The sequence below is a fragment of the Deltaproteobacteria bacterium genome (assembly GCA_026712905.1).
Taxonomy (GTDB): Bacteria; Desulfobacterota; Binatia; order UBA9968; family JAJDTQ01; genus JAJDTQ01.
The window spans coordinates 1-19,389 of the sequence record JAPOPM010000028.1 but is presented as its reverse complement, the minus strand read 5'-3'; the positions used below and the strand labels follow the sequence as shown (position 1 = coordinate 19,389).

Annotated in this window: 22 protein-coding genes; 10 read left to right on the top strand and 12 right to left on the bottom strand. The window is 63.2% G+C overall.

Going from position 1 to position 19,389, the window contains the following annotated elements:
* Nucleotides 1–5 precede the first annotated feature (5 nt).
* The 3 genes from hslV to OXF11_02200 all read right to left on the bottom strand — a co-directional run bounded on the left by hslV (nt 6) and on the right by OXF11_02200 (nt 2,414).
* Nucleotides 6–536 (bottom strand): ATP-dependent protease subunit HslV, encoded by a 531-nt coding sequence (hslV, locus tag OXF11_02210; protein MCY4485911.1) that lies wholly within the window; start codon nt 534–536, stop codon nt 6–8.
* A gap of 199 nt (nt 537–735) precedes the next feature.
* Nucleotides 736–1,653 (bottom strand): tyrosine recombinase XerC, encoded by a 918-nt coding sequence (locus OXF11_02205; GenBank protein MCY4485910.1) that lies wholly within the window; start codon nt 1,651–1,653, stop codon nt 736–738.
* A gap of 41 nt (nt 1,654–1,694) precedes the next feature.
* Entirely contained in the window at nt 1,695–2,414 is a 720-nt protein-coding gene (locus OXF11_02200) for an isochorismatase family protein (protein ID MCY4485909.1), read from the bottom strand.
* Between the two features lie 2 nt (nt 2,415–2,416).
* Here OXF11_02200 and moaA point away from each other — a divergent pair, with 2 nt between their 5' ends.
* From moaA to OXF11_02175, 5 genes are all read left to right on the top strand, one after another.
* The gene (gene moaA / locus OXF11_02195; protein MCY4485908.1) at nt 2,417–3,601 is read left to right on the top strand and encodes a GTP 3',8-cyclase MoaA; all 1,185 of its coding nucleotides are present in this window, start codon (nt 2,417–2,419) and stop codon (nt 3,599–3,601) included.
* Nucleotides 3,602–3,699: 98 nt separating this feature from the next.
* Nucleotides 3,700–4,785 carry an ornithine cyclodeaminase family protein gene (locus OXF11_02190; GenBank protein MCY4485907.1) on the top strand — a complete coding sequence of 362 codons (1,086 nt, stop codon included), beginning with the start codon at nt 3,700–3,702 and terminating at the stop codon, nt 4,783–4,785.
* An 11-nt stretch (nt 4,786–4,796) separates the two neighbouring features.
* A complete protein-coding gene (locus OXF11_02185) occupies nt 4,797–5,795 on the top strand; it encodes a molybdopterin-binding protein (protein ID MCY4485906.1) in 999 nt (332 codons plus the stop codon).
* A gap of 290 nt (nt 5,796–6,085) precedes the next feature.
* A complete protein-coding gene (locus OXF11_02180; GenBank protein MCY4485905.1) occupies nt 6,086–6,886 on the top strand; it encodes a hypothetical protein in 801 nt (266 codons plus the stop codon).
* The gene (locus tag OXF11_02175; GenBank protein ID MCY4485904.1) at nt 6,876–7,262 is read left to right on the top strand and encodes a hypothetical protein; all 387 of its coding nucleotides are present in this window, start codon (nt 6,876–6,878) and stop codon (nt 7,260–7,262) included. The genes OXF11_02180 and OXF11_02175 overlap by 11 nt, the downstream gene beginning before the upstream one ends.
* A 109-nt stretch (nt 7,263–7,371) precedes the next feature.
* On the opposite strand, the gene OXF11_02170 is transcribed toward OXF11_02175, so the two are convergent.
* The 6 genes from OXF11_02170 to OXF11_02145 form a co-directional block, all read right to left on the bottom strand.
* The gene (locus OXF11_02170; protein MCY4485903.1) at nt 7,372–7,578 is read right to left on the bottom strand and encodes a type II toxin-antitoxin system RelE/ParE family toxin; all 207 of its coding nucleotides are present in this window, start codon (nt 7,576–7,578) and stop codon (nt 7,372–7,374) included.
* On the bottom strand, nt 7,566–7,751 hold the full coding sequence (locus OXF11_02165) for a hypothetical protein (protein MCY4485902.1): 186 nt from the start codon (nt 7,749–7,751) through the stop codon (nt 7,566–7,568). Before OXF11_02165 ends, OXF11_02170 begins: the two co-directional genes overlap by 13 nt.
* Before the next feature lie 331 nt (nt 7,752–8,082).
* Nucleotides 8,083–8,790 (bottom strand): metallophosphoesterase, encoded by a 708-nt coding sequence (locus OXF11_02160; GenBank protein MCY4485901.1) that lies wholly within the window; start codon nt 8,788–8,790, stop codon nt 8,083–8,085.
* Nucleotides 8,791–8,812: 22 nt separating this feature from the next.
* Nucleotides 8,813–9,835, bottom strand: coding sequence for a thiamine pyrophosphate-dependent enzyme (locus tag OXF11_02155; protein ID MCY4485900.1), 1,023 nt, complete (start codon nt 9,833–9,835; stop codon nt 8,813–8,815).
* A complete protein-coding gene (locus OXF11_02150; protein ID MCY4485899.1) occupies nt 9,808–11,658 on the bottom strand; it encodes a 2-oxoacid:acceptor oxidoreductase subunit alpha in 1,851 nt (616 codons plus the stop codon). Before OXF11_02150 ends, OXF11_02155 begins: the two co-directional genes overlap by 28 nt.
* Before the next feature lie 130 nt (nt 11,659–11,788).
* Entirely contained in the window at nt 11,789–12,649 is an 861-nt protein-coding gene (locus OXF11_02145; GenBank protein ID MCY4485898.1) for a CBS domain-containing protein, read from the bottom strand.
* A 140-nt stretch (nt 12,650–12,789) separates the two neighbouring features.
* Between OXF11_02145 and OXF11_02140 the strand changes: the two genes are divergently transcribed.
* The 5 genes from OXF11_02140 (at nt 12,790) to OXF11_02120 (ending at nt 17,438) form a co-directional block, all read left to right on the top strand.
* Nucleotides 12,790–14,067: a M48 family metallopeptidase gene (locus OXF11_02140; GenBank protein ID MCY4485897.1), complete on the top strand. Its 1,278-nt coding sequence runs from the start codon at nt 12,790–12,792 to the stop codon at nt 14,065–14,067.
* Nucleotides 14,064–15,119: a hypothetical protein gene (locus tag OXF11_02135; protein ID MCY4485896.1), complete on the top strand. Its 1,056-nt coding sequence runs from the start codon at nt 14,064–14,066 to the stop codon at nt 15,117–15,119. The genes OXF11_02140 and OXF11_02135 overlap by 4 nt, the downstream gene beginning before the upstream one ends.
* A gap of 55 nt (nt 15,120–15,174) precedes the next feature.
* Nucleotides 15,175–16,395 carry a radical SAM family heme chaperone HemW gene (gene hemW, locus OXF11_02130; protein ID MCY4485895.1) on the top strand — a complete coding sequence of 407 codons (1,221 nt, stop codon included), beginning with the start codon at nt 15,175–15,177 and terminating at the stop codon, nt 16,393–16,395.
* Nucleotides 16,396–16,573: 178 nt separating this feature from the next.
* A complete protein-coding gene (locus tag OXF11_02125; protein ID MCY4485894.1) occupies nt 16,574–16,906 on the top strand; it encodes a helix-turn-helix domain-containing protein in 333 nt (110 codons plus the stop codon).
* Between the two features lie 397 nt (nt 16,907–17,303).
* Nucleotides 17,304–17,438 (top strand): hypothetical protein, encoded by a 135-nt coding sequence (locus OXF11_02120; protein MCY4485893.1) that lies wholly within the window; start codon nt 17,304–17,306, stop codon nt 17,436–17,438.
* A gap of 281 nt (nt 17,439–17,719) precedes the next feature.
* Here OXF11_02120 and OXF11_02115 read toward each other — a convergent pair whose 3' ends face one another.
* The 3 genes from OXF11_02115 to OXF11_02105 are packed head-to-tail and all read right to left on the bottom strand — an operon-like array spanning nt 17,720 to nt 19,265.
* The gene (locus OXF11_02115; protein MCY4485892.1) at nt 17,720–18,625 is read right to left on the bottom strand and encodes a hypothetical protein; all 906 of its coding nucleotides are present in this window, start codon (nt 18,623–18,625) and stop codon (nt 17,720–17,722) included.
* A gap of 21 nt (nt 18,626–18,646) precedes the next feature.
* On the bottom strand, nt 18,647–18,805 hold the full coding sequence (locus OXF11_02110; GenBank protein ID MCY4485891.1) for a hypothetical protein: 159 nt from the start codon (nt 18,803–18,805) through the stop codon (nt 18,647–18,649).
* A gap of 37 nt (nt 18,806–18,842) precedes the next feature.
* A complete protein-coding gene (locus tag OXF11_02105; protein MCY4485890.1) occupies nt 18,843–19,265 on the bottom strand; it encodes a type II toxin-antitoxin system VapC family toxin in 423 nt (140 codons plus the stop codon).
* Between the last annotated feature and the right edge of the window lie 124 nt (nt 19,266–19,389).

Genomic DNA, 19,389 nt, shown 5'->3' with positions numbered 1-19,389 from the left:
CGAGGTCAGGGCAGTTCCTCGATGGTCAGATTACCGTTGGTATAGACGCAGATCGTCGCGGCCACCTTCATCGCCTCCTCGGCGATGACGCGGGCATCGAGCGAGCTGTGCTCGACCAGGGCGCGGGCCGCCGCCAGCGCGTAGTTCCCGCCGGACCCGACCGCGATGACGCCGTCATCGGGCTCCACCACGTCGCCGTTGCCCGACACCAGGAGCGACGCCTCGACGTCGGCGACGATCATCAGCGCTTCCAGCCGGCGCAGCATCCGGTCCGTGCGCCACTCCTTGGCCAGCTCCACCGCCGCGCGCTTGAACACCCCGCCGTGCTGCTCGAGCTTGCCCTCGAATTTCTCGAACAGGGTGAACGCGTCCGCGGTGGCGCCCGCGAACCCGGCGATGACCCGGTCGCCGTAGAGCTTCCGAACCTTGCGCGCGGTGTGCTTCAAGGCCGTGTCGCCGAGGCTCACCTGTCCGTCGCCCGCGACTACGATCTTGCCGCCGTGACGCACGGCGAGAATGGTGGTTCCGTGAAACATCGTTAATGGGAGACTATCGCGAACGAAGTCGTCGATGGGAACTTTCGCGAGGTTCCGTGACCCTGTCTGCCGGCGCGACAATCGCAGCACGCGCCCGAACACGGCAGTCTAGCACGAATCCCCCGACTTCGCAGGCCCTTGTACGGGCAGCGCCGCAAAACAGGGTGGGGGCGCGGCTACGGGTGCGACCAGGCAAGGTTCACGCCCTGGGATGCGCGCGGTCGTACACGGCGGTGAGCTGGTCGAGGTTGACGTGGGTGTAGCGCTGGGTGGTGGAGAGGCTCACGTGGCCCAGCAGTTCCTGGATCGAGCGCAGGTCGGCGCCCGCGTTCAGGAGGTGTGTGGCGAAGGTGTGGCGCAGGCCGTGCGGGCCCATGCGCACGGGGATGCCGGCGAGCCGCAGGTACTTCTCGACGATGCGCGCGACGCTGCGGGTGGTGATGCGGCCGCCGAGATTGTTCAGGAACACCGGCTCCTCCCCGCGCGCGCTGCGTTCCCAGCGCTCCCGCTGGTGTTCCGCGTAGTCGCGCAGCGCCTTCAGCGCCACCTCGCCCACCGGCACGATGCGCTCCTTGGACCCCTTGCCGAAGACCTTGAGCACGCCCAGGGAAAAGTCCACGTCGCGCCAGTCGAGCCCTACCAGCTCGCTCACCCGGACGCCGGAGGAGTACAGCACCTCCATGATGGCGCGGTCACGGGCCGGGAGGATCCCTTCGTCGGGCAGGCAGCCCAACACCCGGAATGCCTCGTCCACGGACAGGAACGTCACCAGCGGCGCCTCCTGCTTGGGGTTGGAGAACCCCACCAGCGGATCCCGGTCGATCACGCCCTCGCGCAGGAGATAGCGGAAAAACCCCTTCAAGGCCGCGAGCTTGCGTCCGATGGTGCTCTTCTTGCGGGTGTCGTAGAGGGTCTTGAGGTAGCCCCGGACCCAGCGGTTGTTGACCGCGCGCAGGGCGGCGTCCCCACCGTCCCCGGTGTCCAGGCCGTTCTCCTCCAGGTACAGGCGGAAACCCTCCACGTCGGTCAGATAGCCCTTGACCGAGTGCGGAGAAAAGCGCGCCTGGTCCCGCAGGTAGTCGCCGAACCCGTCGATGTGCCGTGCGATCTCGCTCATGGAACCGAACGCCTCGCAGGCCCAAAGCGCCGTCCCGGACGCTAGAGCGCCGGGGCGTACAGGTTGTCCGACAGGCCCCGAACGTAGTCGAGCGTCTCCTCCAGCGACACGACGTCCGCGTACTTCATGTGCATGTCGAAGAGATTGACCTTGTGCGACGCCTGACCGCGGTCGAAGGTGCACTCTTCCACCACCGCCACGTTGTAGTTGTACGAGAACGCGTCGATGACCGACGCCCGGACGCAGCCGCTGGTGGTGGTCCCGGCTACCAGCACGGTGTCCGCGTGGACCTCGTTCAACATGCTCATGAGCGGGGTGCCGAAGAACGCGCTGGGCTTCTGCTTGCGCACCACCACCTCGCCCTTCTCGGGTGCGATCTCCTTGACGATCTCGTTGCCCTTCTTGGCCAGGTCGTCGAAGTCCTCGGTGCCGCGGGAGTTCTTGCCGTGCCAGCGGCCGTAGGCCACGGAGTCCTCCTCACCGTGGCCCGTGGTGAAGAAGATCGGCAAGTGCTTCTTCCTGGCTTCCTCCAGCAGCATGGCGATATGGTCCACGCCTTCCCAGCCTTCCTCGCCGCAACTGTTGCGGAAGCGCTTGACCGACTCCACGATGGGCTCGCGCCGGTCGCCGACGAAGTTGTAGTTCACGTCGATCACCAGCACGGCCGGGCGCGAGCCGAACCCCGCCTTGGCGCCGTAGCCCGACAGCGCGAACACTTCCTTGTCACGGTCGGTCAGAATATCGTCCCATGTATTGGCCATGAATGACTCCTCTTCCCCTGAGAAATGGCGGAAACGCCCAGCGCTTCAAATCGCTCTCTTGTGATCCAACCGGATTATTCCCTCTGCACGGGGTCCCGTCAAGCGACAGGCATCCGGCCCGACAGGCTCTTTACCTTGACTTGGGAAGTTCCCGGTTCCATATATTAGTCGTCGTGTTGACAGATCAACTTCATCGCCCCTTGCGGGACTTGCGGATCTCGGTGACGGACAGGTGCAACTTTCGTTGCACCTACTGCATGCCGTTCGACCACTACGACTGGATCGACAAGCGGGAGATCCTCACCTACGAGGAGATCTGCCGGGTGGTGCGGCTGGCCGTGCCCCTGGGCGTGCGCAAGATCCGCCTGACCGGGGGCGAGCCGCTGGTGCGGCGCGACCTGGCGGACCTGGTGGAACAACTGGCGGGCATCGCGGGCATCGAGGACATCGCCCTGACCACCAACGGCTCCAGCCTGAGCCGCATGGCCGGGGCGTTGCGGGCCGCCGGGCTGGGGCGCATCAACGTGAGCATCGACAGCCTCGACCCGGAACGGTTCCGGCGCATCACCAAGCGCGGCGACCTCGACGAAGTCCTGAAGGGGCTGTTCGCGGCCCGGGATGCCGGGCTGACCCCCATCAAGATCAACGCGGTCATCGAGCGCGGCGTCAACGAGGAGGACATCCTCCCGCTGGTGGAGTTCGGGCGGGAGCACGGCTTCGTCATGCGCTTCATCGAATACATGGACGTGGGCACGGCCAACGCCTGGCGGTTGGAGCGGACCGTGCCGAAGGCCGAGATCCTCGAGCGCATCGGCGCCCGCTACCCGCTTGAGCCCATCGGCCGAGGCGAGGGCAACGCGCCCGCGGTGGACTACGCCTTCCGCGACGGCAAGGGCACGGTGGGCATCGTCGCCTCCGTGACCGAGCCGTTCTGCGGCACCTGCAGCCGCGGACGCCTGACCGCGGACGGCCGGCTGGTGACTTGCCTGTTTTCCCGCACCGGACACGACCTCAAGGCACGGCTTCGCAGCGATGCCGGCGACGACGAGATCCGTGAGTGGTTGGCCGCCGTGTGGGCCGGCCGCGCGGACCGCTTCTCGGCCGACCGGCTCCACGCCATCCAGTCGCCCGACGGCTACGATCCGGAACAACACGACAAGATCGAGATGATTACGCTGGGAGGTTGACGGCCGCCGTTTCCCGGCGCACCCGCGTCCCGTGCGGCCGGCGTGCCGCCTCAAGGCCGCTCGACCCGTCTTCTCAGGCTCCTCACAAGGACTTCGCCATGCTGCTCATCAACAACGAGACCGTAGAGGAAATCCTCGACATGAAGGGGTGCATCGACGCCCTGGAGACCGGCTACCGCGACCTTCTGGCGCAGCGCGCCGTGTACCGTCCGCGCATCGACCTCTACGTGCCCCAGGACGATCCTGAGCGCATGTACCGCTGGGGCACCATGGAAGGGGCCTCGCGCTCCTTCGGCGTGTTCGCCATCCGCATGAAGTCGGACATGCTCGAGTGGCCCGAGGGGCGCACGGTGGAGAAGTACTGCATGGAGCCCGGCACCTACTGCGGCCTGGTGCTGGTCTTCTCCGCGCGCAACGCCGAACCCTTGGCGATCATCAACGACGGCATCATCCAGCACATGCGCGTGGGCGCCTGCGCGGGCCTGGCGGCCCGGTACCTGGCGCGGGAGGACGCCTCGGTGGTGGGGATGCTCGGCTCGGGGGGCATGGCGGAGACCTACCTGCGCGCGTTCGCCGAGGTGCGGAAGCTCACCGAGGTCAAGGTCTACAGCCCGACCGCGGCCAACCGCGAGGCTTATGCGAAGAGGATGAGCGAGATGCTGGGCGTGCCCGTGAGCGCGCGGGACAACGTGGAAGAGGTGGTGCGGGGCTCGGACATGGTGGCTACCTGCACCGACTCCGTCCGGGTGGTGGTGGAGAACCCCGGCTGGGTGGAGGACGGCGCCTTCGTCACCTGCGTCCGCAGCAACGAATGGGATCCCGGCATCCTCGACCGCTGCGACGTGACCGTGAAGCTTGGCCGCGGCACCATCCACACGTTGGACGAAGGCATGCAACGCATCGCCGGGTACGCCTCCTACGTGGCCGGCACCAACGACGAGACCACGCGCATCGTGAACCCCGGCGTGGACCTGTTTTCGGGCAAGCACCCGCTGCTGACGGACCTCATGGGCGGAACGGTCCCGGGCCGCGCCAAGGACTCGGACGTGACGTTCTTCCTCAACGACGGCACCCAGGGCCTCCAGTTCGCGTCCGTGGCCGGCTACGTGGTGCACAAGGCCCGGGAGCTGGGCGCCGGCCGGGAAATACCCAGGGACTGGTTTACCCAGGATATTCGGGATTAACGAGGTAACGGATGCTCAAGGTCATTCCGGTTGAAGAGGCGGTGGGCCTGAGGTTGGCCCACGACATCACCGAGATCATTCCCGGCGGGCACAAGGGGCCGCGTTTCAGACGCGGACACCTCATCGCCGAAGAAGACGTGCCGCGTTTGCTCGACGTCGGCAAGGCGCACATCTACATCATGGACCTGGCGTCGGACGAGTTGCACGAGGAGGACGCCGCCAAGCGTCTGGCCGGGGCCGCGGCCGGCGACGGCCTCACGCTGACCGACCCGAGCGAGGGCCGCGTGAACCTGGTGGCGGCGCAGGACGGCATGCTGGAAGTGGACGAAGAGCTGTTGTTCCGTTTCAACGAGCTCGGGGACCTCATCCTGGCCACCCTCCCCTCCGGCGAGTTCGTTCGCGAAGGCACCGTGGTGGGCGGCACGCGCACCATCCCGATCCTGGTGAAGGAAGAGCTGGTGGCGAGCGCCGAGGCGTTGTGCCAGGACCGGTCCATCGTAACGGTCGCGGCCATGCCCGCAAAGAAGGTCTACCTGCTCGTGACCGGCAGCGAGGTCCTCACCGGCCGCATCAAGGACGGCTTCGAGCCGGCGGTGCGGCCGAAGGTGGAAGGCATGGGCTCGACCCTCGAGCCCGCCACCCTGGCGCCCGATGACCCGGACGTCATCGCCGGCCACATCAAGGACTTCGCCGCCAAGGGCGCCGAGATCATCCTGGTGAGCGGCGGCATGTCCGTGGACCCCGACGACCTCACCCCCGAAGGCATCCGCCGGAGCGGTGCCGACGTCATCTCACACGGCTTCCCCCTGCTGCCGGGCTCCATGTTCCTGATGAGCTACCTGGGAGACATCCCGGTCCTGGGCCTGTCCGGCTGCGTCCTCCACGACCCGGTCACGGCCTTCGACTTCATGCTGCCCAAGCTCCTGGCCGGCAATCGCGTCACCCGCGAGGACATCCTCCGCATGGGGCACGGCGGACTGCAGAAGAAACACGGGCACCACCACCACTGACGCACGAAACCGTTAGGCGAAGGGGCGCCCTGTGTTTCCAGGAACACACAACAAACGAGTGAGGAGTGACCCGCGAACGACCGGAGAACTCGTGCGCGGCTTAGCAGATGGATACAGCCCCGCCTTCGCGCTGTACCCTGAAGGTGACGATCTGATGTAGCCGCCGTTCGCTATACCGACGGACCAGCGCCACAACAACTCAAAGCGGGCGTGAGTGGTCTGTTCACGAGAGTCGTAGTGCCCACATCAGTTCAGCGCATGAGTCGCTCGTTTCACAGGACAACAAAGTGGTGTTAGCGTCACAACAACGAGCCCTTCGCCCTAAGCACAAGACCCTGCTGCTACTATGCTTAGGACTCGCCATATTCGAATTCATCGTTTGGCTCTCCATTGGCGCGTTCGCCTCATGGACCGCCGACAATTTCCGCATTGAACTCATATCCTACACCGCAAACGGTTTTGGTGAGATCACCATTGCACTCGCGACGACCTTCTATGTCGTCTTCACCTATGGCATGTTGGCGAACAGTGAGGCACAGAGGAGACACTCCACGGAACCTCACCTGGTAAAGCGTTGGCGTCAAGATCCCGAATCTACCGCCTATCAACTAACCAAAACGGCGTTATTCGCCGATAGGGCTCGCAGTTTGCTTGCTGATGTCGCTGCGTTGCGCGCGGATGCGATAGATGACGCGGACATGGCCACTGGGAATCGATACCTCATACTGGAATTGTCAAATGTTAGGCAGACTCCGGTGGGCTGGTTAAAACTCTCCGTAAGCGGACAACTAACATTTCCACACCACGCGAAGCCGATACCACTCGACGACGAACTGTTTCTGAAGGATTTGCACATCAGCCGCGAGGACAAAATAGAGGTGACCGTAGTCGACCTATTTCCGATCCCTCAAACAGCCGAACTGACACTAAACGTTGATGCGCTCGCGTACGGAGCCATTGATGGGGGTGAAGTGTTGGACGAATCCTCTGGTGGTTCGGAGAAAACGGTCGTAGGAGAATTTATCCCTCAACTAAGGGGACCACAACCTGACTTGGAAACCTCGTCGGACGGAGAGATTGATGCCCAATAACGACGAACCTATTCGCGGAAAGATCGCCCAGATCGTGACCGATACCAATGCTGTCATCAATCGAGGATCGCGTGACGGTGTTAAGAAGGATACGCGGTTCATTGTACGTCTTCATACTGGGACTATTGTAGATCCCGATGATCCCAACAACACGCTAGTTGAACTGTCGTTCACCAAGGCAAGACTCAGGGTAACAAGGGTCTTTGAAGCGATGAGTTACTGTACAATAGAATCGGCGGGTTTATCATTTCCTAGCCTACCCATTGTCGACCATCCTGCAGTTGAACAACCGCTGTTCAGTAGTGAGGACTGGCGTTTGCGGCGAGGTGACGTGATCGAAGAGATTGTGTATGCACCCCGCGTTCGAACCATGTAGGCTGACTTCATACACCGTGAACTCATGGGAGGTATCGATCTATCTCCAGCGCGCCGATACCCCCGAGAATGTCGACTAACCCGTCGTTCGTCACGATGTACGCAATGCGTTATTGCCGATAAAGCAAGATGCGGATCTCACCCTCCGGTCCAGAACGATACCTGTAGCCGATTTCGGGGTAACTCTTGAGCACCTGTGCCTTTTCGTAGATCCCCTCCAATACTCTGGCGGCTGCGGCTGGGGCGTCTCTTGCAATATAGTCGTAAATGTCCCGCAACCAAGTTTCCGCCTCGGTCGTCCATCTTATTTCTGCCATGAGCGGATACGATGTTCCATTTCCTTGTTTGATATCACATGGGCGTGACGAGAATCCGCGAGACCACGGTCCACCATGCGCTCAAACGCAAGCTCGCGCAGAATCTCCTCGTAAGTCGCATCCTCTGGCTGAGCCTCAATGACGTCCTTCATTTTCTGCTTCGCTGCAGTCATGCGTTTCTCCCTCGACAGCGTTTTGAATCCTTGAGTTCCTGGGAGTCGCGACCCGGGTTCTACCCAATAAGACAAACGGTATTCGCGTTACTCCTTGTACCAGATCGCTTACCGGTAGTCTCGCACCCGGGGACGCTTAGCGAGCTTGTCACTCTTGCAGAGCCAGCAACGGGACTTGCCGCACCCGGCGACTTTTTGGCCTTTGCGGAATCTGCCTGGCTGTTTGTCGCAGACGCACCCTGTATCGGCGCCCGCATGCAAGAGCCGGTTGTGGGCACGCCATACGTGCAGCGTACGCTCTCGTTCGACAGCCGCCCGTCGCATCGGAGCCTTACACGGGGATCTGCGTCACCATGACCCGGCCGTCGCTCTGGAGGCGGATGGCGTTGACGGTGCCGGCGTAGGTGGGGGAGCCGGAGTAGTAGGCGGGGATCTGTTGGTTGCCTACGGCGACGGCGCGGTTCCAGTGGCCCAGGGCCACGTAGTCGGCGCGGCTGGTGGTGAGGTTTTCCTGGCGGATCAGCCATGAGCCCAGGAGGATGTCGGAGTCGGGCTTGTCCTCCACGTAGTGGCCGTGGGCCACGGCCAACTGCCAGCGGCTGCGGCGCTCCGGCGGCTCGGGCAGGGGCATCATGTCGAGATAGTCCACGTGGGGCCTGCCCCATACCTCGAGGTCCAGATCGGGGAAGTCGCTTTGTTCGGCGGTGAGGCCGAGCACGTGCACGTTGCCGGAGTGGTCGAACTCGGCCTTGCGGTAAACGGAATCCGGGGTCAGCGGGTCGTGGTTGCCCGGCAGGATGACGATGGGCAGGCCGTATTCGGCCATGACCTCCGCCACTTCCTCGATGACCGGGGGCTTCTGGCGGTTGTGATCGAAGGTGTCGCCCGCGAGGATGACCAGGTCGGCCTGGTGCGTCCTGGCGGTGGACAGCACCTGGCGCAGCACCGGCACGTTGGCCGAGTCATCGTCGGTCAGGATGCTGTCAGCCCCCAGATGCAGGTCCGAGGTGTGGAGGATCAGGACTTCACGGGCAGGCATGAGTCTCGGCGCCCGTGTCGTTCTACTTCCTCAGCTCCGCGTTGATCTCGTCGAGATAGCTCGGCGACGGCTGCACCTGTTCCTGGGTGAGGTAGGCCAGCGGCGTGTCGCACAGGTTGAGGTCGTCGACGAACTCCGCGCGCTCCTCGTTCAGGTAGATGAGCCCGGTGAGGAACTTGTGCTCGGCCACGGCGGCGTGGAGCGCGTTCGCGGCCTGCATCCGGTTGGTGGGGTCGTAGTTGCGGCCGAGCTTGTGCAGCGTGATGCGCGACCCGTCATGCATGGTGACTTCCTGGTCGGTCCCCTCCTCGTAATCCACCTCGATGTTCTCGTAGGGCGGAATGAAATCGATGTCGTGGAGCGGGTCCAGGTGGTCCCGGATGTACTTGAGGCTCTTGGTGGAGCCGGAGTGGTCGTTGAAGGTGACGCAGGGGCTCAGCACGTCCAGGATGGCGCTGCCCTTGTGGGCGATGGCCCCCTGAATCAGCGGCGCGAGCTGCTTGCGGTCGCCCGAGAAGCTCCGCGCCACGTAGGTGGCGCCCAGGGTGATGGCCAGCTCGCACAGGTCGATGGCGGGGATGTCGTTGATCTTGCCGCCCTTCATCACCGTGCCCTCGTCCGCGGTGGCGGAGAACTGGCCCTTGGTGAGGCCGTACACGCCGTTGTTCTCGATGACGTAGGTGATGTTCACGTTGCGGCGCATCATGTGGCAGAAGTTGCCGAGCCCGATGGCCGAGGTGTCGCCGTCCCCGGAGATACCCAGCGGGACCATTCCGTGGTTGCCCACGTTGGCTCCGGTGGCCACCGACGCCATGCGGCCGTGCACCGCGTTGATGCCGAACGCCTGGCCCATGAAGTAGTTGGGCGTCTTGGACGAGCAGCCGATGCCGCTCATCTTGATGACGTTGCGCGGGTCCACGCTGCTGGCGAAGAACGCGCGCATGATGGACGCGGAAATGGCGTCATGGCCGCAGCCGCGGCACATGGTGGATTCCGCCCCCTTGTAATCCCTCTCGGTTAGATCGACGCGATTTGCTTTTGCCATGATTCGTCTACCTTCGTTTCGATTCCGTTAGTGGCTGCTTCACGATGCTGCTCGACCTGCCGTACGATCTCGCCGGCGGTGGCGGGAAGCCCGTCGTAGATCAGAATGCTGACGATCCGGGTGGCGAGGCCCGGGTACTCTTCCCTGAAGATGGCGGCCATCTGCCCGTCGCGGTTCTGCTCCATGAGGTAGACCACCTCATGAGCCTCCACGAACTCCCGTACCTCTTCGGTCAGAGGCAGCGCCCGCAGCAGGAGGTGGTTGGTGGCCAGGCCGGAGGCCTTGAGCCGGTCGCGCGCCTCGCGCACGGCCTCGTGACTCGACCCGAAGCAGATCACCCCGGTATTCACATCCGCGTCGGACTCGATCAACGGCTTGGGGACGTAGTTGCGCGCGGTCTCGTACTTTTGCCGCAGGCGGTCCAGCGTGTCCTTGTAGTCCTTCTCGTCCTCGGAGTAGCGCGCGTGGGAGTCGTGGCCCGAGCCGCGCGCGAAGTACGACGCCAGCGGATGGCGGTTGCCCGGAATCGTCCGCTGCGGGATGCCGTCGCCGTCCACGTCCAGATAGCGCGCGAAGCTCCCCTGCCGCTCAAGGTCCTCCTCGCTGAGAATCTTGCCGCGATCGAAGGGCTCCTGCACCAGCTCCAGCGGATCCGACCCCCAGAGGTTCATGCCCAGGTCCAGGTCCATCATCACGAACACCGGGGTCTGGAAGCGCTCGGCCACGTCGAAGCTCTTGCGCGCCAGGTCGAAGGAGGACTTCATGTCGTGGGGGATGAGGATGATGTGGCGCGTGTCGCCGTGGGAGGCCACGTGCATCAACTGGATGTCGGCCTGCTGGGTGCGCGTCGGCAGCCCGGTGGAGGGGCCGCCGCGCTGGATGATGAAGTAGACGCCGGGGATCTCCGCGAAGTACTGGAGGCCCAGGGTCTCGTTCATGAGCGAGACGCCCGGCCCCGACGTGGAGGTCATGGCGCGCGCGCCCATCCATCCGGCGCCCGCCACCATGTTGGTGGCGGCGATCTCGTCCTCGGCCTGGATCACGGCGTAGGTGTTCTTGCCGTCCTTGTCCTTGCGCAGCCGCGGCAGGTAACGCTCCAGCGCCTCGGCCAGGGAGCTCGACGGGGTAATGGGATACCAGGCGCAGAACGTGACCCCGCCGTAGATCGCGCCCAGCGCGCATGCCGTGTTGCCCTCGGTGACGATCTTGCCCTCGTTCCCGCCCGGGATCGTCTCCAGCATGGCGATGGACTGGCTCAGGTTGTTGTCGCGCATGTGGTCGTAGCCGAGCTGGATGCAGAGGAGGTTGGACTCGATGACCGCGGGCTTGTTGCCGAAGGTGTCGCTCAGCACCTCGCGGATGGTCTCCATGTTGATGCCGAAGAGATAGGCGAGGGCGCCGACGTACAGCATGTTGCGCTGCTTGGCGCGCAACGGACCGGCCTCCACGTGCTTCTGAACGAGGGCGTTGGCCGGGACGCCTACGTACTGGACGCCGTCGCGCTTCAGGTTGTCGGCCAACGGCTTGGTGTCGTCGTAGATGATCAGGCCGCCGTCGCGCACCCGGTAGATGTCCTTGTCCGAGGTGTCGTCGTTGAACATCACCATGACGTCGATGACGTCCTTGCGCCCCAGATACCCGTCGCCGTTGGCACGGATCTGGTACCACGTGGGCAGCCCCTGGATATTGGATGGGAACATGTTCTTGGAGGAGCAGGGGATGCCCATCTTGAAGATGGACTTGAACAGGATGTTATTGGACGAAGCACTCCCGGAACCGTTGGCGGTCGCGATGCTAATGCTCAGATCGTTCACAACGGGCATGTTGTTCTCCATTGTTGGGGGAGACAGTGATGGCTGTCTATCATAACAACAGAACCTAAACTAAACAAGCACTTAACCGGCTTCCACCGGCGGAAACCGGCCCCTTGGCCGGGTTGTTGCAGGTCAATGGTTACCCTGGGGTATAGTTCTCTTCCGATTCCCAGAACTCTTCGATCTCCCTCCAGGCCTTGCGTACGGCGTCGTCGATATCCAGTGCCTTGGCGTATTGCACCACGTCGGCCATGGAGACGATGCCGGCCAGGGCGCCGTCGGCACCGCCCACCGGCAGGTGACGGAAGCCGTTCTCGCGCATGGTGGCCAGCACTTCCTGCACCGGGGCCGACCCCGGCATGACCAAGGGGTCGGCGGTCATCACCTCGGCCACCGGCACCTGTCCCATGTCGCCGTCCTCCAGCGCCACCCGCTTCAGCACGTCGCGCTCGGTGAAGATGCCGGCGATCTTGCCGTCCGCCAGCACCATGACACTGCCCAGATGATCGTGCACCAGCTTGTCGATGACCACGGTGACGGGCGTGTCCGCCTCCACGGTGGGGATCGAACCGGAGACGATGTCGCCCACCGTGCGGGAATCGTGCATGTCGGCGCCAAGCTCCACCACCAGGTTGAGGACACGGCGCATCGACACCAGCCCCACCATGCGCTTGTCGTCGCCGTAGACCAGCAGGTGCCGGTAGCGCCCCTTGTACATCCGCCCCAGCACGTCGACGATGGTCGTGCCCTGCGGCACTCCCTGGATCGGGGTGGTCATGACCCGGCGCACCGGAGTCTTGTGCACATCGAGGATCCGGTTCATCACCCGCCGCAGGATATCCTGCTCGGTGAAGATGCCCGCCGCCTCGTCGTTCTCGGTGATGACGACCCGCCCCACCCTGCGGTCCACCATGAGCTGCGTCACCTCGCGGATGGTGCTCGAAGGCTCGGCGGTGATCACCGCGGTCGTCATGATCTCGCTTACCTTGTTCGTCAGCATGGGAACCTCCAAGGCGCCGCCACCGAGCGTGGCGGGCCAAAGCGTTGCCTCGGTGTCCCGTCCCTTATACCATTGATTCCACGGGACAGGGCGCCAAGGAAAACCATCAAAGCACAGCGCCCCGCCTTACGCAATTTCCCATGGAAACGCTCATCGCCGGACTGTTCGTGGCCTTCCTCCTGACGGAGTTGGCCATCGAGTCCCTGCTCAACGAAGCCAACATGCGGCACCTGCGACGGCAGTGGCGCGAGGGCCGGCTGCCGGATGTCTTCGCAACGCGCCTCAGCGATGAAACATACGAGAAATCAATACGTTACGCCTTAGCCCACGGGCGCTTCGCGCGCTGGTCCGGCGCCTGCGGAGCGGTGCTGACGCTGGTGGTCCTGTTCGGCGGGGTGTTGCCGTGGCTGGACCGGCTGGCGGGACGGGCGGGGGCGCTCGTTCCCCTGGCCGAAGCCCCCGGGATCCTGTTCTGCCTCGGCGTGGGCGGGTTCTTCGCGCTCCTGTCGCTGCCGCTCAAGGTCTACGCCACGTTCGTGCTCGAGGAACGCTTCGGCTTCAACAAGACCGACCCGCGCACCTTCATCACGGACCGGGTCAAGGGGATCGTGCTCGCCGTGGTGCTGGGGGCGCCGTTCCTCTACGGCGTGCTGTGGCTCATGAAGGCCACCGGAACCCACTGGTGGGTGTACGTCTTCGTTTTCATCTTCGCGTTCCAGGCTCTGATGCTGGTGCTCTACCCCACCCTCATCGCGCCGCTCTTCAACCGCTTCGAACCAGTGGCGGACGGCTCGTTGCGGGACGCCATCGCGGAGCTGGCCGCACGGGTCGGGCTGCGCACCAGCGGCATCTTCACCATGGACGGGTCGAAACGGTCCGGCCACTCCAACGCCTATTTCACCGGGCTGGGGAAGGCCAAGCGCATCGTCCTGTTCGACACGCTGCTGGAGCAACTGAGCCGGCCGCAGCTCCTGTCCGTGCTGGCCCACGAGATGGGCCACTACAAGATGCGGCACGTGCTCAAGAACCTGGGCCTGAGCGCGCTCTTTCTCGTCGGCGGACTGTGGGTGCTCAGCGTGCTCCTCGACTACGCGCCCCTGTTCCGGGCCTTCGGCCTGGAACAGCCCGCGCACCACACGGCGCTGGTGATCTTCTCTCTGGTCTCCGGGCCGTTTACATTCTGGCTGGGGCCGGTTATGAACCACCTTTCGCGCCGGCACGAGTACGAGGCCGACGCTTTCGCGGTGCGGCTGCTGGACGACGGCCGCCCGCTCGAAGAGGCGCTGGTCTCGCTGACCGTCAACAACCTGAGCAATCCGACGCCGCATCCCTGGTACTCGGCCTATCACGCATCGCACCCCGCCACGGTAGAGCGGGTGCAAGCCATCCGGGAGGCGGCGACCACGAGGACCCCATGACACGCATACTCGACAACGACGACGTCCGTCAGGCCATGAACATCGACGAATGCCTGGAGGCCATGGCCACCGCCTACCGGGACCTTCCCGAAGGGCGGTCGGTGAACCGCCCCACGACCCACATCTACACGCACCACAACATGGCCGAGGCCTCCTACAGCTTCAAATCCGTGGAGGGAGCGGTGGAGCGGTTCGGCACCCTGGCCCTGCGGGTGACCTCGGACGTGGTGCGCGAGGAGACCTACAACGGCTCGGTGCGGCTGGAGAAGCTGCCGCTGGCCGGACGTGGGCTGTTTCTCGGGCTGGTGCAGTTGTACAGCCTGGAGAACGGCGAGCTCATGGGCATCATGCCGGACGGGGTCATCCAGCAGACGAGGGTGGCCATCACCAGCGCCCTGGGCGCCCAGGCGCTGTGCCGGCCGGAAGCCGCCCGGCTGGGGCTCATCGGCACCGGCGGCCAGGCGCGCGCCCACTTCCGCCTGCTGACCCACGTGCTCCCCATCAAGACGGTCAAGGTGTACAGCCCGCGGGCCGAGCACCGCGAGGCCTTCGCCGAGGAGATGGGCACCGACGGCGTCGAGGTGGAACCCACGGGCAGCGTCGCGTCGGCCATCGCCGGCTGCGACATCATCTGCACGGCCACCAGCACCTCGTCCCCCATCATCACCGGCGACATGCTGGAGGCCGGCGTGCACTACAACGCCATCCGCGAGTTCGAGCACGACGACACTGTCTTCGACAAGGCGGACGTCACCGGCATCCATACCCGCATGGGCGGTATACGGCACCACCTGCCGCCCGGCGTGGACCACCTGCCAGGCATCCGGCAAGAAGAGCCCCGGGACTGGAGCGTCTACCCGGAGATCTCCGACTTCCTCGCCGGACGCGCCTCCGGCCGCACCAACGCGGACCAGACCACCTTCTTCCTCAACAACATCGGCGTCGGCGTCCAGTTCGCGGCCATGGGCCACTGTATCCTGAAGGCCGCCGAGAAGATGGGCTTGGGCAAGGAAATTTCCACCGACTGGTTCCTGCAGGACATCAAGCCCTGACCGGGACGGCTTGACGGAGTACGGCTTGACGCGGCGCGGCGCGACGAAGCAGGGCTTGACGCTTGACTGGTCGGCGCAGCCCGGCGCGACGCGACTCAACTCAGCGTCGGACGGCCGCGGCGAGGAGCCGTTCTCCCTCTACGTCCATATCCCCTACTGCGTCAGCAAGTGCCCCTACTGCGACTTCAACTCCCACGTCGCGGCGCGGATCCCGGAAGAGGAGTACACGCGGGCGCTGGTGCGGGAACTGCGCCACTACTCCGAATCGGAGGCATGGGACGGCCGGCCGGTGAAAAGCGTCTTCTTCGGCGGCGGCACGCCGTCGACCTTCCAGGGGAGCAGCATCGGTGCGGTCCTCAACGAAACCGCCAAGCTGTTCGGTTTCGCCGAGCGCGCCGAGATCACACTCGAAGCCAACCCCGGCGTGGTCGATGCCGGCCGCTTCCGCGACTATCGGACCAGCGGCGTCAACCGCATCAGCATCGGAGCCCAGAGCTTCCAGCCGGAGTTGTTACGGTTCCTCGGCCGCGTCCACAGCGCGGACGAGACGTGCCAAGCCCTTGGCGGCATCCGTGAAGCCGGCTTCGACAACTTCAGCCTCGACCTGATCTACGGCATTCCGGGCCAGACCGTCGACGGCGTGAGCCGGGACCTCTCACAGGCACTGGAATTCGACCCCCCGCACCTGTCCGCCTACAACCTCACCATCGAGGAAGGCACGCCCTTTCACGCGCGCTACCGCCAGGGCCTGTTGCGTCCGCTGGACGAGGAAGTCGAGATCGAGATGGCCGAGCGCGTCCAGCACACGCTGGCACAGGCCGGCCTGGAGCGTTACGAGATCTCCAACTACGCCCACCCCGGCCTGGAGTCCCGTCACAACATCAACTACTGGAACGGCGGCGACTACCTGGGCATCGGCGCCGGCGCCCACAGCTACCACCGCCGGTCGGACGACCCACTGGGAGAACGCTGGCAGAACGAGCGCTTGCCGACCGGCTACATGCGGCTTGCGACCGAGGCGAGCCACGCGGTGACCGAGCGGGAGAGGCCGGAACTGCGACAGGCCATGGCGGAATGCCTGTTTACCGGGCTGCGGATGATCGGCGGGGTTTCGGTGCCGGAGTTTGAGCGGCGATTCGCGGCGGCGCCCGAGGACGCTTTTCCGGAAATCACCGAGTGGTTGTCGGAGCGTTTGCTGGTGGAAGAAGAACACCACCTCCGGTTCGCGCCACGAGGTTTGCTGCTGGCCAATGAGCTCTTCGTCCGGCTTATATAATCGGCTGCACTGACCGATAGTGACCTCAGAGGGGAGTGAGACTTGACTGCAACTACCCCACTGGATCACAATATACAGACGGTAGCCGAGACCCCGACATTCACGCAACAGGCCGAAATGCGATTCAGCAAAAGATGAATTGCGCGGCCGCACTCAAGTCAACCGGCAAGTAGCTATCATGACCACATTCGGCGATGATCTGATCCAGGCCCTCAACGAAGCTCTCGCCCACGCGAAGGGTCACGGTCCTGGCGTCGTGCACGCACCGGTGACCCCCCGTGAGATCCGCAGGCGGGCGAAGCTAACCCAGGCCCAGATGGCACCCCTGATGGGCATGAGCCTTTCCGGCTACCGGAAGTGGGAGCAGGGAACTCGGCGCGTCAGCGGCCCCGCGGCTAACCTCTTCCGCGTGATTGAGAGAGAACCGGAGGCGGTAAACGTGCGTTGCTTGCCTCCTGAACGAACAAGACGGGAGGTTTCGTCGGCTGTCCGGGGCCTTCGGCGCCCATAGTGCACCAAGCACGGTCCCCCGTTGACGGACTTAGTCCATAATGATGCTGGAGTCGACAATGTCATCCACTACGTATACCATTACGGAGGCACGCGCCCGTATTTCCGAGCTGCTGCGCCGCGCCAAGGCCGGCGAAGAGATCGTCATCACGAAGGGCCAGGAACCACAGGCCCGGATACTGCCCCTTGCCACTTCCGGCCGACGGGAAGCCGCACCTCTTCGGCACCTCCACCTTCCGGATGATCTTTTTGACCATGACGACGCAGAACAGGCTTCGCGGAGAACCCCACGGCGAAACCCTTCGGAAACGATTTCGACTATCCGTACCAGCGGTTGAAAACGTCCGTAACCCTCCTCATAATCAAGAGAGATTTTGGCCCCCAAATGGGAACGTTCGATGAGCACCGTTCTCGACGACGTCACCACTGAATCCATCGATGCGGCCCACATCCAGAGCCGCTTCGACGACTGGGAGAGCGTCTGGACGGGCTCTACACTGCGATCGGCGCTTCGCGCCGGTTATCCGGCTTGAGTTTCGAGAACCGGCTCACCCTTCTTGTCGAAAAGGGAAGCGACGAGTGGAAAAGGACAATGCAGCATTACAATGTACGGAACCAGATTGCACACGGCGCGCTCCGTTCCGAAGGAATAGACGTCTCCAGGGTAATCGACGGCTTCCTTCGCGTTCAGGAATCGCTTGCACGGGATTGATCAGACGCGTCTGCAAAGACGTTTACACATGCCGACTCGTACTTCGATGCTCCGTGTTAGCCTGGACAGTGTGGTGCGCGATCTTGAATGGACAGCGCCAAGTCACTTGGAGATACGCGACACAACGCCGAACATGTAGTCAGCCAAGAATATTGTATTCAAGCTGTGCTGCGACGACGAATAGCTTACCAAACCATGCAGTGCTGCGTGCCTATTCGGGATCGCGTTCCGCGCAAGCGATTGCCGGCGCGCTTCATCTTTGACATTGGAGAATATGCCGAAGATCATCGCATCTGCCCCGGACACGTGTTCCTTGCCGAGTCTTCGCCTGTCCTTCTCACGGACGGCTTTCGTAAGGTGGCCGAACACTGACAGATCAAACAGCCCATCGATGATGAAATCCTCTATATGTCGGTTCTCGCCAGTAAGTGTTCTGATGTATTCGTCGTAAGTTATTTGTTTATTTCCAAGTAGTCCACCGAACAACTTCGTGAAAAGCACTCTTTCAATTTCTGGAAACAACACCCGGCACACGCATCGATGCAACCTGGACTCATGAGCGTCGAGCGCTTCCCGAAACGTTGCTCTGGCTTCTGCATCGATTTCGTAGCCAACCAAACGCCTCTCTATCCGTCCTCGTACCGTTTCCCAGTTTTCGTCGTAGTAGTCCAGGATGGTGCTGGAAATTTTGTCTCCTTCTTCATGGCTCTTGGCGATTGCGCCAAACGGCATTGTGTAGTGTGGCAGCCATCCTGCCCTTGCCAGTACATCGCTGCTGAGATTCCAGTTCTGGACTTCCATTAGAACACGTGACATCACGGGAGGAGCCGTCTCCCTGGACTTCTGGGGTCTCGGAATCTCGTGTTCAATAGTGTCTGCCAAGCTTCTGACGACTTCTTTGAAGAACGGGGACGAAACCAACCATTCTTTGAAGCCTTGCGCAAAGGCGTCCGACTTCAGGAACTCTTGGACATCCTCAGACCCTGTGAACCTTGTACCATCACCCATTTGACGCTCCGCTGTTGTCTGTCACTGTTTAGGTTTGAGCGTCGCGCCGACGGCCTTGAGCACGTTGGCCAGCGGCCCGTGGGCCGAGCGCTCGCCGTTTGCACCGCCCGTCCGGACCCTTCGCAGGTCGCCAAAGTACGCCTCAACCGCAGTCGTCAGCTTCGTATTCGCTCCCGCCATAGTTCTCTCGTGGCCGAACGTGTCCCGGATGAAGCCGTCATGAATCCTCCCAAGGATTGATCACTTCGACGCCCACATCCTCGAAGTCCCTGACGTTGCGTGTCGCCACGGTCATTGCCCGCGAAAGGGCGATCGCCGCGATTTGACCATCGGGTTGGGAGAGTGGACGGCCGGCGCGGCGACGTGCAGCAGCGATGGTTGCATAGACGGGTGCCGCGTCACTGTCGAAGGGCAAAATCCGGTTCTCGAATGCGTCTTGCAACATGGCCTCGATGTTTGATGTGAGCGTGTCCCGACGCCGACCTGCCGGCAGGATGGCGGCTCCATAGCGTAGTTCCGCTTCTCCCACTGCTGAGAAATACAGCGTTTCCACAGCGTGTCCCACAACCCATGCCTCCACGGCCGGGTCGGGTGACCGGCGCATCAGTTCGGATACGACGTTTGTGTCGAGCGCGATCAAGTCAAAATACCCCCGCAGGCTCTCTCTTTAGGCATACGCCGCATAGTTCGCCTTGCATGCGATACGGACACATAAGCGATTGTATTGACATGATTTATCCAGCCTTCTAGAATCTGTCCACCTT